Source organism: Pseudomonas sp. ACN5, assembly GCF_002303975.1.
Classification (GTDB): Bacteria; Pseudomonadota; Gammaproteobacteria; order Pseudomonadales; family Pseudomonadaceae; genus Aquipseudomonas; species Aquipseudomonas laurylsulfatiphila.
Genome location: NZ_MRCP01000005.1, coordinates 1 through 18,521, shown reverse-complemented (window position 1 = coordinate 18,521; position 18,521 = coordinate 1). Strand labels below are relative to the sequence as shown.

Genomic DNA, 18,521 nt, shown 5'->3' with positions numbered 1-18,521 from the left:
GGAGCGAAATGCCCTTGTTAGAGCATCAGGCTCAAACCGCCGCGGCCAAATCCCCTTGCTCACCCAACAAGGGTGTCTGCTGATCCGCCAGCCAGCGGGTCACCAATGGCCAGACTTCGGCCTGGGCAGGTTTGCTGACGAGCATTTCAACGTGACCGAAATTGTCGCTGAAACCCTGATCACGACCCAGATTGATAAATTGCTTGCGCTCGGAACCGAACTGCTCGAACAGTTTGCGGCACGCCCACGCCGGGTCCTGATGATCACCCGCTGCACTCACGGCGAGCACCGGCAACCTGACCTCGGCCAAACCGGCCCACCAGTCTTTATCGGCATCGCCAAAGCGCCCGAACAGGCCGAACCAGCGCATGCTTTCCAGGGCCAGGCCGATCGGCTCGTCCTCCGGGCCGCGCTTGAGCCTTGCGCCGGACAACTGGGCAAAACGCTTGAGAATGAAGCGACTGCTCCACTCCACCGGCGGAATCTTCAATGGCCAGTAGGTGCGGCTGACTTGTGTACCGAAAAAAGCCGCCGAGGCCACCACCGGCTCACCGATGTACTCGCCACCCAGCGCTGCGGCCAGTGTGGTACCGCCCAGCGAGTGACCGATCCAGTGTGGAACCTGCCCGCTCTGTTCACGCACGAACACGCCGATGGCCGGCAGGTCATAGCGTGCGTAGTCGGCGACCCGGTTCTTGCGGTAGTCGTGGTTACGCTGGGACAGGCCATGGCCGCGCATTTCCGGAATCCAGACGTCGAACCCCAAGCGGGCCAGATAGGCGCCCAACCCCAGGCCCTTGGGAGAAAACCAGAACCGGCGATTGGAAAAGCTGCCGTGCAGCAGGATCACCGGCACACCACGGGATGACGGCTCATCGGCCATGCCAAGGCGTGTCACAGCCAGTTCGACAGTGAAGTCGGGGCTGTTACCGGGTTTCAAGCGATACACATCTTCGCTCAGATCGCCGCGCCGTTCGGCGCTGATCAGGGCGACAGGAAATAGGTTGCTGCTGCTTTGCATAATCTCTTGCACAAAAAAGGGCGGCATCCGGAGGAGCCCGCCCTGCTTGAATCTCTAAAACGCCCGCTCACTGACGCTACGTCGCCCCCTGTAGGAGCGAGCTTGCTCGCGAAAAACTTCAGGACACCTCGTTTATCCAGGATAAACGCGTGATCGTTGACGTCCATCGCGAGCAGGCTCGCTCCTACAAAGGCATGTGAGCGGCCCGTTCACACGGGGTCAAGCCTGCGCCTGACCCTCTGCCAGGAAGAACCAGGTCTCCAGTACGGAGTCCGGGTTCAACGAAACGCTTTCAATGCCCTGCTCCATCAGCCACTTGGCCAGGTCCGGGTGGTCCGAAGGACCCTGACCGCAGATGCCGATGTACTTGCCGGCCTTGTTGCAGGCGGCAATGGCGTTGGCCAGCAGCTTCTTGACCGCCGGATTACGCTCGTCGAACAGGTGCGCGATGATACCGGAATCGCGGTCCAGGCCCAGGGTCAGCTGGGTCAGGTCGTTGGAACCGATGGAGAAACCGTCGAAGAACTCGAGGAATTCTTCGGCCAGGATGGCGTTGGACGGCAGTTCGCACATCATGATCACGCGCAGGCCGTTTTCGCCACGGGCCAGACCGTTTTCCGCCAGCAGATCCACCACCTGGCTCGCTTCACCCAGGGTACGAACGAACGGCACCATGATTTCGACGTTGGTCAGGCCCATCTCGTTGCGCACGCGCTTGAGGGCGCGGCATTCGAGTTCGAAGCAGTCGCGGAACGACTCGCTGATGTAACGCGAAGCACCGCGGAAGCCCAGCATCGGGTTCTCTTCTTCCGGCTCGTACAGCTTGCCGCCGATCAGGTTGGCGTATTCGTTGGACTTGAAGTCCGACAGACGCACGATGACCTTCTTCGGCCAGAACGCAGCCGCCAGGGTGCTGATGCCTTCGACCAGTTTCTCGACGTAGAAGCCGACCGGGTCGTTGTAACCGGCGATGCGCTTGTCGACGCTTTCCTTGATGTCCAGCGGCAGACCGTCGTAGTTCAGCAGTGCTTTAGGGTGCACGCCGATCATGCGGTTGATGATGAACTCCAGGCGGGCCAGGCCCACACCGGCGTTCGGCAGTTGCGCGAAGTCGAAGGCGCGGTCCGGGTTGCCGACGTTCATCATGATCTTGAACGGCAGCTCAGGCATGGCATCCACGGAGTTCTTCTTGATGTCGAAGCCCAGTTCGCCTTCGAAGATGAAACCGGTGTCGCCTTCAGCGCAGGAAACGGTCACGCCCTGGCCGTCTTTCAACAGCTGGGTGGCGTTGCCGCAACCGACTACCGCTGGAATACCCAGCTCACGGGCAATGATCGCCGCGTGGCAAGTACGGCCGCCACGGTTGGTGACGATGGCACTGGCGCGCTTCATGACCGGTTCCCAGTCCGGGTCGGTCATGTCGGACACCAGTACGTCGCCTGGCTGGACCTTGTCCATCTCGGACACGTCCTTGATGATGCGGACCTTGCCGGCGCCGATGCGCTGGCCGATGGCGCGACCTTCAACCAGCACGGTACCGGTTTCTTTCAACAGGTAACGTTCCATGACGTTGGCCTGGGTGCGGCTCTTCACGGTTTCCGGACGGGCCTGCACGATGTACAGCTTGCCGTCGTCACCGTCCTTGGCCCACTCGATGTCCATCGGGCACTGGTAGTGCTTCTCGATGATCATCGCCTGCTTGGCCAGCTCGCTGACTTCAGCGTCGGTCAGGCAGAAACGTGCGCGCTCGGCCTTGTCCACGTCGACGGTCTTGACCGAACGACCGGCCTTGGCCTCGTCGCCGTAGATCATCTTGATGGCCTTGCTGCCCAGGTTGCGGCGCAGGATGGCCGGACGACCGGCCGCCAGCGTGCCCTTGTGGACGTAGAACTCATCCGGGTTCACCGCGCCTTGAACGACGGTTTCGCCCAGACCGTAAGCGCCGGTGATGAACACCACGTCACGGAAGCCCGATTCGGTATCGAGGGTGAACATCACGCCGGCGGTGCCGGTTTCGGAACGGACCATGCGCTGCACGCCGGCCGACAGGGCAACCAGCTTGTGGTCGAAGCCCTGGTGCACGCGGTAGGAAATGGCACGGTCGTTGAACAGCGAGGCGAAGACCTCTTTGGCGGCGCGAATGACGTTTTCGACACCACGGATGTTCAGGAAGGTTTCCTGCTGACCGGCGAAGGAAGCGTCCGGCAGGTCTTCGGCGGTAGCGGAAGAGCGCACGGCCACGGCCATGTCAGGGTTGCCGGCGGACAGCGTGGCGAACGCGGTACGAATTTCGGCATTCAGTTTTTCAGGGAACTCGGCTTCCATGATCCATTGACGGATCTGGGCACCGGTCTTGGCCAGGGCATTCACGTCATCGACGTCCAGTGCATCGAGTGCGTCGTGAATCTGCTTGTTCAGGCCGCTCAGCTCCAGGAAATCACGATAAGCCTGAGCGGTCGTGGCGAAGCCGCCGGGCACCGATACACCGGCACCTGCAAGGTTGCTGATCATCTCGCCCAGGGATGCGTTCTTGCCCCCCACATGCTCAACATCGTGTTTGCCGAGCTTATCGAGGGAAACTACGTACTCTACCAAGGTGATCTCTCCACTAACTGTGTTGGAAAAGCTCAGAAACCGGCTGCTTAAGTGAGCATTTGCCGGCTATATGGCCTGGACCTGGAAAATAAGTGAGAATGCGGGCCATTGGCGGCCAGCAAATCGCGCCTATCATATCCAAGATTCGTCACTAGCTTAAGGCCCAAGGTGCAAATGAAACGATCTGCTTTCTTTATCTCCGATGGTACCGGCATTACCGCCGAAACCCTGGGTCAAAGCCTTCTGGCGCAGTTCGAAAACATTACCTTCAGCAAAGTCACGCGGCCGTACATCGACAACGTGGACAAAGCGCGGGCCATGGTACAACAAATCAACAAGGCCGCCGAAACCGACGGCTTCCGTCCAATTATCTTCGACACCATCGTCAATCAGGACATTCGTGAGATTCTCGCCACCTCGAATGGTTTCATGATCGACATTTTCTCGACGTTCCTGGCACCGCTTGAACAGGAACTGACCGAGCATTCTTCCTACACCGTCGGCAAGTCCCACTCCATCGGCGCCAACACCAATTACATGGAGCGTATCGAGGCCGTCAACTTCGCCCTCGACAACGACGACGGCGCCCGCACGCACTATTACGACAAGGCCGACCTGATACTAGTGGGCGTGTCGCGATGTGGTAAGACGCCGACGTGCCTGTATATGGCGATGCAGTTCGGTATCCGCGCAGCCAACTACCCGCTGACCGAAGACGACATGGAGCGCCTGCAACTGCCAAACGCCCTGCGCGCCCACCAGCACAAGCTGTTCGGCCTGACCATCGACCCGGACCGCCTCACCGCGATTCGCAACGAGCGCAAGCCCAACAGCCGCTATTCGAGCTACGCCCAGTGCGAATTCGAGGTGCGCGAGGTCGAGAACCTGTTCCGCCGCGAAAACATTCCGCACATCAACTCCACGCATTTTTCCGTGGAAGAAATCTCCGCGAAGATTCTCGTGGAGAAAGGTGTGGAGCGGCGTTTCAAGTAAATCTCCGGCGCCTGTTCCGGCCCTATCGCGAGCAGGCTCGCTCCCACACTGGATTTGCGTCGCACACGAATACCGTGCTCACCGAAGATCAACTGTGGGAGCGGGCTTGCTCGCGAAGGCGCCGTGTCAGTCGACATCAACATTGCCTGACACACCGCTTTCGCGAGCAAGCCCGCTCCCACAGGGCCTTGTGTTGAGTTTCAGATCGGGTTCAGAACGAATCCCCCGGCACCCGCACAAACCCTTCCATCAATACCCGCGCACTGCGGCTCATGATCGCCTTGTTCACGGTCCATTCACCATTGACCAGGCTGGCCTCGGCGCCGACGCGCAGGGTGCCGGACGGGTGTCCGAAGCGCACCGCGTTGCGTTCGATACCACCTGCCGCGAGGTTCACGAGGGTGCCGGAAATCGCTGCAGCCGTACCGATCGCCACGGCCGCCGTACCCATCATCGCGTGGTGCAACTTGCCCATGGACAACGCACGCACCAGCAGGTCGACATCGCCTGCGGCAATCGCCTTGCCGCTGGACGCCACGTAGTCCGCCGGCTTGGCCACGAAGGCGACTTTCGGCGTGTGCTGACGCTTGGCTGCTTCGTCGATGTTGGCAATCAGGCCCATGCGCAATGCGCCGTAGGCACGGATGGTCTCGAACATCAGCAAGGCTTTCGGGTCGCCGTTGATCGCGCCCTGCAACTCGGTGCCCTTGTAGCCGATGTCTTCGGCATTGACGAAAATCGTCGGGATGCCGGCGTTGATCATGGTCGCCTTGAAGGTGCCGACGCCGGGCACTTCCAGGTCATCGACCAGGTTGCCGGTGGGGAACATCGAACCGCCGCCGCCCTCTTCTTCCGCTGCCGGATCGAGGAACTCGATCTGCACTTCGGCCGCCGGGAAGGTCACGCCGTCGAGTTCGAAATCGCCGGTCTCCTGCACTTCACCATTGGTGATCGGCACGTGGGCGATGATGGTCTTGCCAATGTTGGCCTGCCACACGCGAACCACGGCTACGCCGTTATGCGGGATACGGCTGGCGTCCACCAGGCCGTTGCTGACCGCGAACGAACCGACCGCCGCCGACAGGTTGCCGCAGTTGCCGCTCCAGTCAACGAAGGGCTTGTCGATGGACACCTGACCGAACAGGTAATCGACGTCGTGATCGGCCTTGGTGCTTTTCGACAGGATCACGGTTTTGCTGGTGCTGGAGGTCGCGCCGCCCATGCCGTCGATTTGTTTGTCGTACGGGTCGGGGCTGCCGATCACGCGCAGCAGCAACGCGTCGCGGGCCGGGCCCGGGACTTGCGCCGCTTCAGGCAGGTCCTTGAGACTGAAGAACACGCCTTTGCTGGTGCCGCCGCGCATGTATGTAGCTGGAATCTTGATTTGAGCTGCGTGAGCCATGGTGCTCGTTACTCCTGATCTGAAAGCAGACACGGGACTTGAAGTCCCGTGTCTGTATTGCGTGCGTTAAACGGCAACCGCCGACTCTTCGAGGAAGTCCTGGGCGAAGCGTTGCAGCACGCCGCCGGCCTCGTAGATCGACACTTCTTCGGCGGTGTCGAGGCGGCAGGTCACCGGCACATCGACGCGCTCACCGTTCTTGCGATGGATCACCAGCGTCAGCTCGGCGCGCGGTGTGCGGTCACCGATCACGTCATAGGTTTCGCTGCCGTCGATGGCCAGGGTGTGACGGTTGGTGCCCGGCTTGAATTCCAGCGGCAACACGCCCATGCCCACCAGGTTGGTGCGGTGAATGCGCTCGAAACCTTCGGCGGCAATCGCCTCCACACCCGCCAGACGCACGCCCTTGGCCGCCCAGTCGCGGGACGAACCCTGACCGTAGTCGGCACCGGCGATGATGATCAGAGGCTGTTTGCGATCCATGTAGGTTTCGATGGCTTCCCACATGCGCATCACTTTGCCTTCCGGCTCGACACGGGCCAGCGAACCCTGCTTGACCTTGCCGTTTTCCAGAACCATTTCGTTGAACAGTTTCGGGTTGGCGAAGGTGGCGCGCTGCGCGGTCAGGTGGTCACCGCGGTGAGTCGCGTAAGAGTTGAAGTCCTCTTCCGGCAGGCCCATTTTCGCCAGGTATTCGCCGGCGGCGCTGTCCATCATGATCGCGTTGGACGGCGACAGGTGATCGGTGGTGATGTTGTCCGGCAGCACCGCCAGCGGGCGCATGCCCTTGAGCGGACGAGCACCGGCCAGCGCACCTTCCCAGTAAGGCGGACGACGGATGTAGGTACTCATTTCGCGCCACTCGTACAGCGGCGCGACTTTCGGGCCGGTGTCTTCGTGGATGGCGAACATCGGGATGTACACCTGGCGGAACTGCTCCGGTTTCACCGACGCCTTGACCACCGCGTCGATTTCTTCGTCGCTCGGCCAGATGTCTTTCAGGCGGATTTCCTTGCCGTCCACCACGCCCAGCACGTCTTTTTCGATGTCGAAACGGATGGTGCCGGCAATCGCATAGGCAACCACCAAGGGCGGCGATGCGAGGAACGCTTGCTTGGCGTACGGGTGAATCCGGCCGTCGAAGTTACGGTTGCCGGACAACACCGCCGTGGCGTACAGGTCGCGGTCGATGATCTCTTGCTGGATCACCGGGTCCAGTGCGCCGGACATGCCGTTGCACGTGGTGCAGGCGAAAGCCACGACGCCGAAGCCGAGCTTGTCCAGTTCTTCGGTCAGGCCGGCTTCATCGAGGTACAGCGCCACGGTTTTCGAACCCGGTGCCAGGGACGACTTGACCCAAGGCTTGCGGGTCAGGCCGAGCTTGTTGGCGTTGCGCGCCAGCAGGCCGGCGGCGATCACGTTGCGCGGGTTGCTGGTGTTGGTGCAGCTGGTGATGGCGGCGATGATCACCGCGCCGTCTGGCATTTGCCCCGGCACATCGTCCCACTGACCGGAGATACCTTTGGCGGCCAGATCCGAAACCGCCACACGGGCGTGCGGGTTGCTCGGACCGGCCATGTTGCGCACCACCGAGGACAGATCGAACGTCAGGCCGCGCTCGTACTGCGCGCCTTTGAGGCTGTCAGCCCACAGGCCGACCTGCCTGGCGTAGTTCTCGACCAGTTGCACCTGCTCGTCTTCACGGCCGGTGAGCTTGAGGTAGTCGATGGTCTGCTGGTCGATGTAGAACATCGCCGCGGTGGCGCCGTATTCCGGGGCCATGTTGGAAATGGTTGCGCGGTCGCCGAGGGTCAGCGCGGACGCGCCTTCGCCGAAGAACTCCAGCCATGCGCCAACGACTTTTTGCTTGCGCAGGAACTCGGTCAGCGCCAGCACCATGTCGGTGGCGGTGATGCCCGGTTGCAGCTTGCCGGTCAGTTCGACGCCAACGCTTTCCGGCAGACGCATCCACGATGCGCGGCCGAGCATCACGCTTTCGGCTTCGAGACCACCGACACCGATGGCGATCACGCCCAACGCATCGACGTGCGGGGTGTGGCTGTCGGTACCGACGCAGGTATCAGGGAAGGCCACGCCGTCGCGCACCTGGATCACCGGAGACATTTTCTCCAGGTTGATCTGGTGCATGATGCCGTTGCCCGGCGGGATCACGTCGACGTTCTTGAACGCCTTCTTGGTCCAGTTGATGAAGTGGAAACGGTCTTCGTTGCGACGGTCTTCGATGGCGCGGTTCTTCTCGAACGCGTCCGGATCGAAGCCACCGCGCTCGACGGCCAGGGAGTGGTCGACGATCAGTTGGGTCGGCACCACCGGGTTGACTTGCGCCGGGTCACCGCCTTGCAGGGCGATGGCGTCACGCAGGCCGGCGAGGTCGACCAGCGCGGTCTGGCCGAGAATGTCGTGGCACACCACGCGGGCCGGGAACCACGGGAAATCGAGGTCGCGCTTGCGCTCGATGAATTGCTTCAGGGATTCGGTGAGCGTGGCCGGGTCGCAGCGACGCACAAGGTTTTCCGCCAGCACACGGGAGGTGTACGGCAGGGTGTCGTAGGCGCCAGGCTGGATCGCCTCGACCGCTGCGCGGACATCGAAGTAATCCAGGTGGCTGCCAGGCAGCGGTTTACGGAATTGTGTGTTCATCGTCAGGACTCGGTCACGGTAGTTACAAAAGGTGGGGCTTGGCACCGGATTCGAAGCCAACACAATCCACTGTAGGAGCGAGCTTGCTCGCGATGGTGTGTCAGTCGACACCAATGTGAATGACACTCCATCGCGAGCAAGCTCGCTCCTACAGGGATCTGCGTTTAATTCAGATCCCGCTGCCGCCCTCCACCATTCAGCGCTGTTCGATTGGCACGAACTTGCGCTGCTCAACGCCGGTGTATTCGGCGCTTGGACGGATGATGCGGTTGTTGGCGCGTTGTTCGTACACGTGAGCAGCCCAGCCGGTCAGGCGCGAGCAGACGAAAATCGGTGTGAACAACTTGGTCGGGATGCCCATGAAGTGGTACGCCGAGGCATGGTAGAAGTCGGCGTTCGGGAACAGCTTCTTCTGCTCCCACATGGTCTTGTCGATGGCTTCGGAGACCGGGAACAACACCTTGTCACCCACTTCGTCGGCGAGTTTTTTCGACCAGCCCTTGATCACCTCGTTGCGCGGATCGTTGTCCTTATAGATCGCGTGGCCGAAGCCCATGATCTTGTCCTTGCGCTCGAGCATGCCGAGGGTGCCTTTGATCGCGTCTTCCGGCGACGAGAAACGCTCGATCATTTCCATCGCCGCTTCGTTGGCGCCGCCGTGCAGCGGGCCGCGCAACGAGCCGATGGCCGCAGTGATGCACGAATAGAGGTCGGACAGGGTCGATGCGCAAACACGGGCGGTGAAGGTCGACGCGTTGAACTCGTGCTCCGCGTAGAGGATCAGCGAAACGTTCATCACCTTGACGTGCAGCTCGCTTGGTTTCTTGCCGTGCAGCAGGTGCAGGAAGTGGCCGCCGATGGACTGCTCGTCGCTGACACAATCGATGCGCTTGCCTTCGTGGCTGAAGCGATACCAGTAAGTCATGATCGCCGGGAATGCAGCCAGCAGGCGATCGGTCTTGTCGTGCTGCTCGGAGAAGTTGTTCTCCGGCTCCAGGTTGCCCAAGAACGAGCAGCCCGTGCGCATCACGTCCATCGGGTGGGCGTCGGCGGGGATGCGCTCGAGCACTTCTTTGAGCGCTTGCGGCAGGTCACGCAGCTTGCTCAGCTTGGCGATGTAGGCATTCAGTTGCGCCTTGCTCGGCAGTTCGCCGTACAGCAGCAGGTAGGCAACTTCTTCGAACTGTGCGTCAGCCGCCAGTTCACGTACGTCATAACCACGATAGGTCAGACCGGCACCCGACTGGCCCACGGTGGACAGTGCGGTTTGCCCGGCTACCTGGCCACGGAGCCCGGCGCCACTGAGTACTTTTGCTTCGGCCATTGCTGTCTCCAGTTTTCTTGAATTTTTTAGGGGAAACTCATTGCTCTTCTGTGGGAGCGAGCTTGCTCGCGATGGTGGACGGCACACCGCGGGGTATCAGGCTTCCCGCGTCATCGTTGACGTCTATCGCGAGCAGGCTCGCTCCCACAGGTACAGGGTGTTCGTTACTTCTTCGCGGCAAACAACGCATCGAGCTTCTGCTCGAAGGTGTGGTAGTCGATGCGATCGTAAAGCTCCATGCGAGTCTGCATGGTGTCGATGACATTCGCCTGCGTGCCATCGCGGCGCAGTGCGGTGTAGACGTTTTCCGCGGCCTTGTTCATGGCGCGGAAGGCCGACAGCGGGTACAGCACCAGCGACACGTCGACAGCGGCGAGTTGCTCGGTGGTGTACAGCGGGGTCGCGCCGAATTCGGTGATGTTGGCCAGGATCGGCGCTTTCACGCGGCTGGCGAACAGCTTGTACATCTCAAGTTCGGTGATGGCTTCCGGGAAAATCATGTCGGCGCCGGCTTCGATGCAGGCAGCGGCGCGATCCAGGGCAGACTCCAGGCCTTCCACCGCCAGGGCGTCGGTACGGGCCATGATCACGAAGCTGTCATCGGTACGGGCATCGACGGCGGCCTTGATGCGGTCGACCATTTCCTGCTGGGTCACGATCTCTTTATTAGGACGGTGGCCGCAGCGCTTGGCGCCGACCTGGTCTTCGATATGAATCGCCGCCGCGCCAAACTTGATCATCGACTTGACGGTACGAGCGACGTTGAACGCCGAGGAACCGAAACCGGTGTCCACGTCCACCAGCAATGGCAGATCGCAGACGTCGGTGATACGGCGCACGTCGGTCAGCACGTCATCCAGGCCGGTGATGCCCAGGTCAGGCAAGCCGAGAGAGCCGGCAGCCACCCCGCCACCCGACAGGTAGATCGCCTTGAAACCGGCGCGCTTGGCCAGCAGCGCATGGTTGGCGTTGATTGCGCCGACCACTTGCAGTGGATGTTCGCTGGCGACCGCATCGCGGAAACGCTGGCCTGGTGTGCTCTTGTTCAAACTCATGACTCACCTCGTTTGGCTGTCGGGTTGACGCCGTCCTGGTAATGACGGGCGATATTGCGTTTGGAGGCGCCGATGTGACGGCGCATCAACAACTCGGCCAGCTCACCGTCACGGTCGGCGATGGCATCGAGAATGCGGTGGTGCTCGGCGAACGCCTGGTGCGGGCGATTGGGCGTGGTGGAAAACTGGATGCGGTACATGCGCACCAATTGATAGAGCTCGCCGCAGAGCATTTGGGTCAGCGTGCGGTTGCCGCTGCCCTGGATGATTCGGTAATGGAAGTCGAAATCGCCTTCCTGCTGGTAGTAGCCGCGACCTGCCTGGAATGCCTCATCACGCTCATGGGTTTCCAGCACCCGACGCAGCTCGTCGATTTCTTCGAGGCTCATGCGCTCGGCGGCCAGGCGACAGGCCATGCCTTCCAGGGATTCGCGGATTTCGTACAGTTCAAGCAGCTCGGCGTGATTGAGCGACACCACCCGCGCGCCGACATGCGGCACGCGCACCAGCAGGCGCTGACCTTCCAGGCGATGGATGGCCTCGCGCAACGGGCCACGGCTGATGCCGTAGGTACGCGCCAGCTCCGGTTCGGAGATTTTGCTGCCCGGCGCGATCTCGCCTTTGACGATAGCCGCCTGAATGCGGCGGAAGACGTTCTCGGAAAGTGTCTCCGTATCGTCTTGCGTAGAAACCGGGGGATCGAGTTGATCCAGCATATTGTCGACACCTTGTGAGCCAATGCCGCAAAAACTAACGAATACCAGGAGCGCAGTCAAAGGTTAAATCGATATTGTCGACAATCTTCTGATAACCGGTTGCACCATAACGAAGCAACCCGCTGGTTTATAGCCTCCCGCCAGCGCTGGCGCCGTCAAACCACCGTGCTAGAATGCCGCCGCATTTGTTTGTCACATCTGCACTGCCTGTCATAAAAACCTGCCAGGCATACGAGGGAGCTTGCGCAGCGATGCCAGGGCCTTGAATCAAGTCGGACCGCTGCGCACCAGGATTTATGAGACTCAAGCCCTTCCCTGCTTTCCTTTATTTACTTTGCCTGCCCGGGTTCGCCATGGCCGGGGAAAAGACTGTGTATGGCCTGAATGAGTACGCATCGCTCAATGGCATCGACCTGGAAGTGGCGGCTAAACTCGACACCGGGGCGAAAACCGCTTCCCTGAGTGCACGGGACATCAAACGCTTCAAACGCAACGGCGAATCCTGGGTGCGGTTTTACCTGGCCATCGACGCCGCCCATTCGCATCCGATCGAACGCCCGCTGGCCCGCGTCAGCAAGATCAAGCGCCGGGCCGGCGACTACGACCCCGAGGAAGGCAAGAAGTACACCGCCCGCCCCGTGATCGAACTGGACATCTGCATGGGCTCGGCCCTGCGCAGCATCGAAGTGAACCTGACCGACCGTAGCGCGTTCCAATATCCGCTCCTGATTGGCTCCGAAGCGCTCAAGCGTTTCGATGCACTGGTTGACCCCAGCCTTAAATATGCTGCCGGCAAACCCGCCTGCACCACCGACGCTCATACCGCCGAGTAATTCAAATGCGCTCTCTTACCCTTCATCTGAAACTGCTGATCGCCATCCTGGTGGTGCTGGGCATTTCAGTTACGGCCTATCAGATCTTCGTGCTGGGCATCCCGGTGACCGAAGACGCCACTGACGACCTGTGGAACATCGACGCCAAGGTCGAGTTCGTCGCCAGCGCCAAGGATCCGGTCAAGATCCAGATGTTCGTGCCACCGCTGAGCCGCGACTTCGTCAGCCTCAACGAGAGCTTCATCTCCAATAACTACGGCGTGGCCGTGAACCGGGTCGACGGCAACCGCAAGGTCACCTGGTCGGCACGCCGGGCCAAAGGCAATCAGACGCTGTATTACCGCCTGGTGCTGACCAAGCGTTATTCCGGCGAGAAGGCCAAGATCAAAGGCCCGACCTTTCGCGACAGCATCACCATCGAAGGCCCGGAAAAAATCGCCGCCGAAGCCCTGCTCGCACCGATTCGCCAGCATTCGGCCGACGTCGAAACCTTCGTCGGCGAAGCCATCAAGCGGGTCAACAACCTCAACGACGACAACGTGAAACTGTTGCTGGCCGGAGATCCATCCACCGCGCACAAGGCGAAAATCGTCGAGCTGCTGCTGTCCATCGCCCACGTGCCGATCGAGAAGGTCCACACCATCCGCCTGGTGGCCGACCAGCCGCAGATACCGGAACTGTGGCTGCGCAGTTTCAATGGCACCGACTGGCTGTATTTCAACCCGGAAACCGGTGAGCAAGGGTTGCCGACCGACCGCCTGCTGTGGTGGACCGGCGACGAAAACCTGATCACCGTCGATGGCGGCAAGAAGGCCAATGTGACCTTCAGCCTGAACAACAGCGAAATGAACGCCATCCGCCTGGCCAAGCTGACCGACGAAAACACCGACGCCAACTTCCTCGAGTACTCGTTGTACGGCCTGCCGCTGCAAACCCAGCAGACTTTCATGATCATGGTGATGATCCCGATCGGCGTGCTGGTGATCCTGATCCTGCGCAACCTGATCGGCATCCAGACCCTGGGCACCTTCACCCCGGTGCTGATCGCCCTGGCCTTTCGCGAAACCCAGCTCGGCTTCGGTATCGTGCTGTTTACCATCATCACGGCGTTGGGGCTGTCGCTGCGCTCCTATCTCGAACACCTGAAACTGCAGATGCTGCCGCGGCTGTCGGTGGTACTGACCTTCGTGGTGGTGCTGATCGCGGCCATCAGCCTGTTCAGCCACAAACTCGGCCTGGAGCGCGGCTTGTCGGTGGCGCTGTTCCCGATGGTGATCCTGACCATGACCATCGAACGCCTGTCGATCACCTGGGAAGAGCGCGGCGGTGGCCATGCCATGAAAGTGGCCATCGGCACGCTGTTCGCCGCGTCCCTGGCGCACCTGATCATGAGCGTGCCGGAACTGGTGTACTTCGTGTTCACTTTCCCGGCGATTCTGCTGATCCTGGTGGCCTTCATGCTGGCCATGGGTCGTTATCGCGGCTATCGCCTGACCGAACTGGTGCGTTTCAAGGCCTTCCTGAAAAAGGCTGACGCCTGATGTTCGGCTTCTGGAAGACCTGGAAAGCCCTGGAAGCCCGGGGCATCATGGGGATCAATCGGCGCAACGCAGACTACGTGCTCAAGTACAACAAGCGCAGCCTGTACCCGATCGTCGATGACAAGATCATCACCAAGGAACGCGCCATCGCCGCCGGCATCCATGTGCCCGAGCTCTATGGCGTGATTTCCACCGAGAAGGAAATCGACAATCTCGAAGAGATCATCGGCGCACGCAATGACTTCGTGATCAAGCCGGCCCAGGGCGCTGGCGGCGATGGCATTCTGGTCATCGCCGACCGCTTCGAAGGGCGTTATCGCACGGTGTCCGGCCGGATCATCAGCCATGAAGAAATCGAGCACCAGGTGTCCAGCATCCTGACCGGCCTGTACTCCCTGGGCGGTCACCGCGACCGGGCGCTGATCGAGTACCGCGTGATTCCGGACCAGATCTTCAAGAGCATCAGCTACGAAGGCGTTCCGGACATCCGCATCATTGTCTTGATGGGTTACCCGGTGATGGCCATGTTGCGTCTGCCGACGCGCCAGTCCAACGGCAAGGCCAACCTGCACCAGGGCGCCATCGGCGTCGGCGTGGACCTGGCCACCGGCCTGACCCTGCGCGGCACCTGGCTGAACAACATCATCAACAAACACCCGGACACCACCAACGCGGTGGATGGCGTGCAACTGCCCTACTGGGACGGTTTCATGAAACTCGCCGCTGGCTGTTATGAGTTGTGCGGGCTGGGCTACATCGGTGTCGACATGGTCCTGGACCAGGAAAAAGGCCCGCTGATCCTTGAGCTCAACGCCCGGCCGGGGCTGAATATCCAGATTGCCAATGACTGTGGGCTGACGTTGCGTACCCATGCGGTCGAGGCGCGACTGGAAGACCTGAAGGCTCGTGGCGTGACCGAAACGGTCGAAGAGCGCGTGGCGTTTGTGCAAGAGATGTTTGGGCATATTCCTGCAGTCGAGGGCTGAGGCCCTTCTCCTGTAGGAGCGAGCTTGCTCGCGATGGACCAGAGAGCGCCGCGGGGTGTCAGGCTCTCAGCGTCATCGTTCACGCCCATCGCGAGCAAGCTCGCTCCCACACTACATCCCCCTCTAGGAGCAATTCTCCGAGAGGACTACAATCGCCACCCCGCCTCGATGGCTGATCTCCCCCGCCCATGTTGACCTGCTCCGTACACCCACTGCCCTATCGCGCCAACCCCGCCCACTACTTCGCGGCGATTCGCCATGCCCCCGGCGCCGTGCTGCTCGACAGCGGCCGCCCCAGCGCCGACCGCGGCCGCTATGACCTGCTCAGCGCCTGGCCGCAGGAACAACTGACGGTATCGCCCGACGAAAGTGGCGAGGCGTTCCTGCAACGCCTGCGCGATAACCTGACACGCCTGGGCGAAGCCTCTTTGCCGGCCCCTTATGAGCTGCCGTTTGCCGGAGGGTTGATCGGCTACCTGAGTTACGACTTCGGCCGACATCTGGAGCGCCTGCCGAGCCAGGCCAGTGACGACCTGCATCTGCCCGACGCGCGTTTCGGCCTGTACGGCTGGGCATTGGTCAGCGATCACCTTGCGCTGACCAGCCAGTTGGTGTTCCACCCGACCCTGCCCGACAGCGAACGTCAGCGCCTGATCGAGCTGTTCAGCCAGCCCGCACCTGAAGCGGTTGCGCCCTTCAAACTGCTCACCCCGATGACCGCCGACTTGAGCGCTGACGAGTATCAACAGGCCATCGAGCGCATCCAGCAGTACATTCAGGCCGGCGACTGTTATCAGGTCAATTTCGCCCAACGGTTTCGCGCGCCCTGCCAGGGCGATCCGTGGGCCGCCTACTGCGCCTTGCGCGCCGCGTGCCCGACGCCTTTTTCCGGCTTCCAGAGCTTGCCTGACGGCGATGCCATCCTCAGCCTGTCGCCGGAACGCTTCGTCAAAGTCAGCCAGCGTCATGTGGAAACCCGCCCGATCAAGGGCACTCGGCCTCGGGGCCTGACGCCTGGGCAAGACGCCGCGAATGCCGCCGAACTGCTGGCCAGCCCCAAGGATCGCGCGGAAAACCTGATGATCGTCGACCTGCTGCGCAACGATCTCGGCCGGACCTGCCGCATCGGCTCGGTCCGGGTGCCGGAGTTGTTCAGCCTGGAAAGTTACCCGAACGTGCATCACCTGGTGAGCAGCGTCACCGGTGAACTGGCGGATGATCGCGACGCTCTGGACCTGATCGCCGGCAGCTTCCCCGGCGGTTCGATCACCGGCGCGCCAAAGATTCGCGCTATGCAGATCATCGACGAACTGGAACCGACCCGACGCGGCCTGTATTGCGGTTCTTTGTTGTACCTGGACGTGCGCGGCGAGATGGACAGCTCCATCGCCATCCGCAGTTTGCTGGTCAAGGACGGGCAGGTGTGTTGCTGGGGCGGCGGCGGGATAGTCGCGGATTCTGAGTGGCAGGCTGAGTATCAGGAGTCGATCACCAAGGTGAAAATCCTGCTCGATACCCTGCAAAACCTGTAGGAGCGAGCATGCTCGCGATGGACGTCAACGATGACGCGGGGTACCTGACACCCCGCGGCGCTCTCGGGTTCATCGCGAGCATGCTCGCTCCTACAGGGGGTCGGTTTACAAGGTCAGGGGGCGGTTCGAAGCCTTGATGAACTCTTGCTTGAGTTCTTCAAACGTATGCACCGCCGGGAACTGCGGGAACTCGGCGATCACGTTATCCGGCGCATGGAACAGGATCCCGGCATCGGCCTCGCCCAGCATCGTGGTGTCGTTGTAGGAATCCCCCGCCGCGATCACCCGGTAGTAGAGGCTCTTGAAGGCCAGGACCGACTGACGCTTTGGATCTTTCTGACGCAGTTGATAGCCCGTGACTCGCCCGCTGTCGTCGGTAATCAGACGATGGCAGAGCAAGGTCGGGAAGCCCAGTTGACGCATCAACGGCTGGGAGAACTCATAGAAGGTGTCCGACAGGATCACCACCTGGAAGCGCTCGCGCAGCCAGTCGACGAACTCGATGGCGCCGTCCAGCGGCTTGAGCGTGGCGATCACTTCCTGAATGTCGGAAAGCTTCAGGCCGTGCTCGTCGAGAATCCGCAGGCGCTGCTTCATCAGCACGTCGTAGTCGGGAATGTCCCGGGTGGTGGCCCTGAGGGATTCGATCCCGGTTTTTTCGGCGAAGGCGATCCAGATTTCCGGGACCAGCACACCTTCAAGATCCAGACAGGCAATTTCCACAAGACACTCCCATTTGTATTGATTATTGAGTCGAGCGAGCAAAAAGATTGCCGAACTCTAGCGACTCGGGCCTGCCTGCGCAACGCAGAGGATGCCCCGGCCCGCGCAGCTTTTTGTTACCATCGGCCCCATATAGAGCGCCCAGCGCCACCGACCTGTAGGAAGCCGCCCTGATGAGCCCAACGTTCGACGTCGTGGAACTCGCCACGACCTATGCCAACAAATCCGCCCAGGACATCCTGAAACTCGCGTTTGCCGAGTTCGGCGATGACCTGTGGATATCTTTCAGCGGCGCCGAGGACGTGGTGCTGGTGGACATGGCCTGGAAGCTGAACAAGAACGTCAAGGTGTTCAGCCTCGACACCGGCCGGCTGCACCCCGAGACCTACCGCTTCATCGATCAGGTGCGCGAGCACTACAAGATCGACATCGAGCTGGTGTCGCCGGACTACACCAAACTCGAACCCTTCGTGAAGGAAAAAGGCCTGTTCAGCTTCTACAAGGACGGCCATGGCGAATGCTGCGGCATCCGCAAGATCGAACCGCTGCGCCGCAAGCTCTCCGGCGTGAAAGCCTGGGCCACTGGCCAGCGTCGCGACCAGAGCCCCGGCACCCGCAGCGCCGTCGCGGTGATGGAAATCGACACCGCGTTCTCCACCCCGGAACGCACCCTGTACAAGTTCAACCCGCTGGCGCAAATGACCAGCGAAGAGATCTGGGGTTACATCCGCATGCTGGAACTGCCTTACAACAGCCTTCACGAACGCGGTTTCATCAGCATCGGCTGCGAACCCTGCACCCGCCCGGTACTGCCGAACCAGCATGAGCGTGAAGGCCGCTGGTGGTGGGAAGAAGCGACGCAGAAGGAATGCGGGTTGCACGCGGGGAATATCATCAGCAAGTCCAAAGCCTGATCCTTGTAGGAGCGAGCTTGCTCGCGATGGTCGTCAACGATAACGCGGGGTGCCTGATACCCCGCTGCGTTCTCGGGTTCATCGCGAGCAAGCTCGCTCCTACAGTGTTATCTGCAGCTTCAAAAAATGTGTACACACGATTGTCACCATAGGTGCCATTTGTGTGTGCACTTTTAGTTTCTGCGCCCCAAAAAGTTACATTCCTCCCCCTGACGTGCGCTGCCA

The 18,521-nt window shown here is 61.0% G+C and carries 14 protein-coding genes; 6 read left to right on the top strand and 8 right to left on the bottom strand.

All coding sequences use genetic code 11. From position 1 onward, the window contains the following. Positions 1 to 31: 31 nt before the first annotated feature. Together BSF40_RS11060 and ppsA are read right to left on the bottom strand one after the other, a co-directional pair. On the bottom strand, positions 32 to 1,021 hold the full coding sequence (locus BSF40_RS11060) for an alpha/beta fold hydrolase (protein WP_095965147.1): 990 nt from the start codon (positions 1,019 to 1,021) through the stop codon (positions 32 to 34). Positions 1,022 to 1,240: 219 nt separating this feature from the next. Further along, on the bottom strand, positions 1,241 to 3,616 hold the full coding sequence (ppsA, locus tag BSF40_RS11050) for a phosphoenolpyruvate synthase (protein WP_095965145.1): 2,376 nt from the start codon (positions 3,614 to 3,616) through the stop codon (positions 1,241 to 1,243). 174 nt (positions 3,617 to 3,790) lie between these two features. On the opposite strand from ppsA, the gene BSF40_RS11040 reads away from it, so the two are divergent. Next, positions 3,791 to 4,609 (top strand): pyruvate, water dikinase regulatory protein, encoded by an 819-nt coding sequence (locus tag BSF40_RS11040; RefSeq protein WP_007971527.1) that lies wholly within the window; start codon positions 3,791 to 3,793, stop codon positions 4,607 to 4,609. Between the two features lie 211 nt (positions 4,610 to 4,820). Here the strand turns inward: BSF40_RS11040 and prpF are convergent, their stop codons facing one another. The 5 genes from prpF to BSF40_RS11015 form a co-directional block, all read right to left on the bottom strand. After that, positions 4,821 to 6,011 (bottom strand): 2-methylaconitate cis-trans isomerase PrpF, encoded by a 1,191-nt coding sequence (gene prpF / locus BSF40_RS11035; RefSeq protein ID WP_095965144.1) that lies wholly within the window; start codon positions 6,009 to 6,011, stop codon positions 4,821 to 4,823. Positions 6,012 to 6,077: 66 nt separating this feature from the next. Further along, positions 6,078 to 8,672 (bottom strand): Fe/S-dependent 2-methylisocitrate dehydratase AcnD, encoded by a 2,595-nt coding sequence (acnD, locus tag BSF40_RS11030; protein WP_007971532.1) that lies wholly within the window; start codon positions 8,670 to 8,672, stop codon positions 6,078 to 6,080. Positions 8,673 to 8,868: 196 nt separating this feature from the next. Continuing rightward, the gene (gene prpC / locus BSF40_RS11025; RefSeq protein WP_007971533.1) at positions 8,869 to 9,996 is read right to left on the bottom strand and encodes a 2-methylcitrate synthase; all 1,128 of its coding nucleotides are present in this window, start codon (positions 9,994 to 9,996) and stop codon (positions 8,869 to 8,871) included. Positions 9,997 to 10,160: 164 nt separating this feature from the next. After that, the gene (prpB, locus tag BSF40_RS11020) at positions 10,161 to 11,051 is read right to left on the bottom strand and encodes a methylisocitrate lyase (protein ID WP_046816178.1); all 891 of its coding nucleotides are present in this window, start codon (positions 11,049 to 11,051) and stop codon (positions 10,161 to 10,163) included. Beyond that, a complete protein-coding gene (locus BSF40_RS11015; RefSeq protein WP_007971537.1) occupies positions 11,048 to 11,767 on the bottom strand; it encodes a GntR family transcriptional regulator in 720 nt (239 codons plus the stop codon). Before BSF40_RS11015 ends, prpB begins: the two co-directional genes overlap by 4 nt. Before the next feature lie 296 nt (positions 11,768 to 12,063). On the opposite strand from BSF40_RS11015, the gene BSF40_RS11010 reads away from it, so the two are divergent. The 4 genes from BSF40_RS11010 to pabB all read left to right on the top strand — a co-directional run bounded on the left by BSF40_RS11010 (position 12,064) and on the right by pabB (position 16,659). After that, positions 12,064 to 12,600 (top strand): ATP-dependent zinc protease, encoded by a 537-nt coding sequence (locus BSF40_RS11010; protein ID WP_085716837.1) that lies wholly within the window; start codon positions 12,064 to 12,066, stop codon positions 12,598 to 12,600. Between the two features lie 5 nt (positions 12,601 to 12,605). Further along, positions 12,606 to 14,141 (top strand): inactive transglutaminase family protein, encoded by a 1,536-nt coding sequence (locus BSF40_RS11005; RefSeq protein ID WP_015096073.1) that lies wholly within the window; start codon positions 12,606 to 12,608, stop codon positions 14,139 to 14,141. Next, complete coding sequence (locus tag BSF40_RS11000; protein ID WP_095965143.1) at positions 14,141 to 15,127, top strand: alpha-L-glutamate ligase-like protein; 987 nt, start codon at positions 14,141 to 14,143, stop codon at positions 15,125 to 15,127. The genes BSF40_RS11005 and BSF40_RS11000 overlap by 1 nt, the downstream gene beginning before the upstream one ends. A 188-nt stretch (positions 15,128 to 15,315) precedes the next feature. Then, positions 15,316 to 16,659 (top strand): aminodeoxychorismate synthase component I, encoded by a 1,344-nt coding sequence (gene pabB, locus BSF40_RS10995; RefSeq protein WP_095965142.1) that lies wholly within the window; start codon positions 15,316 to 15,318, stop codon positions 16,657 to 16,659. Positions 16,660 to 16,764: 105 nt separating this feature from the next. Here the strand turns inward: pabB and thrH are convergent, their stop codons facing one another. Beyond that, positions 16,765 to 17,382 (bottom strand): bifunctional phosphoserine phosphatase/homoserine phosphotransferase ThrH, encoded by a 618-nt coding sequence (thrH, locus tag BSF40_RS10990; protein ID WP_095965141.1) that lies wholly within the window; start codon positions 17,380 to 17,382, stop codon positions 16,765 to 16,767. A gap of 173 nt (positions 17,383 to 17,555) precedes the next feature. Here thrH and BSF40_RS10985 point away from each other — a divergent pair, with 173 nt between their 5' ends. Beyond that, positions 17,556 to 18,296, top strand: coding sequence for a phosphoadenylyl-sulfate reductase (locus tag BSF40_RS10985; RefSeq protein WP_007971943.1), 741 nt, complete (start codon positions 17,556 to 17,558; stop codon positions 18,294 to 18,296). The last annotated feature ends 225 nt before the right edge of the window (positions 18,297 to 18,521 follow it).

Coding starts and splice junctions, on each gene's coding strand:
- BSF40_RS11060 (WP_095965147.1), bottom strand. CDS start 1,021: ATGCAAAGCAGCAGCAACCTATTTCCTGTCGCCCTGATCAGCGCCGAA.
- BSF40_RS11040 (WP_007971527.1), top strand. CDS start 3,791: ATGAAACGATCTGCTTTCTTTATCTCCGATGGTACCGGCATTACCGCC.
- prpF (WP_095965144.1), bottom strand. CDS start 6,011: ATGGCTCACGCAGCTCAAATCAAGATTCCAGCTACATACATGCGCGGC.
- acnD (WP_007971532.1), bottom strand. CDS start 8,672: ATGAACACACAATTCCGTAAACCGCTGCCTGGCAGCCACCTGGATTAC.
- prpC (WP_007971533.1), bottom strand. CDS start 9,996: ATGGCCGAAGCAAAAGTACTCAGTGGCGCCGGGCTCCGTGGCCAGGTA.
- prpB (WP_046816178.1), bottom strand. CDS start 11,051: ATGAGTTTGAACAAGAGCACACCAGGCCAGCGTTTCCGCGATGCGGTC.
- BSF40_RS11015 (WP_007971537.1), bottom strand. CDS start 11,767: ATGCTGGATCAACTCGATCCCCCGGTTTCTACGCAAGACGATACGGAG.
- BSF40_RS11010 (WP_085716837.1), top strand. CDS start 12,064: ATGAGACTCAAGCCCTTCCCTGCTTTCCTTTATTTACTTTGCCTGCCC.
- BSF40_RS11005 (WP_015096073.1), top strand. CDS start 12,606: ATGCGCTCTCTTACCCTTCATCTGAAACTGCTGATCGCCATCCTGGTG.
- BSF40_RS11000 (WP_095965143.1), top strand. CDS start 14,141: ATGTTCGGCTTCTGGAAGACCTGGAAAGCCCTGGAAGCCCGGGGCATC.
- pabB (WP_095965142.1), top strand. CDS start 15,316: ATGTTGACCTGCTCCGTACACCCACTGCCCTATCGCGCCAACCCCGCC.
- BSF40_RS10985 (WP_007971943.1), top strand. CDS start 17,556: ATGAGCCCAACGTTCGACGTCGTGGAACTCGCCACGACCTATGCCAAC.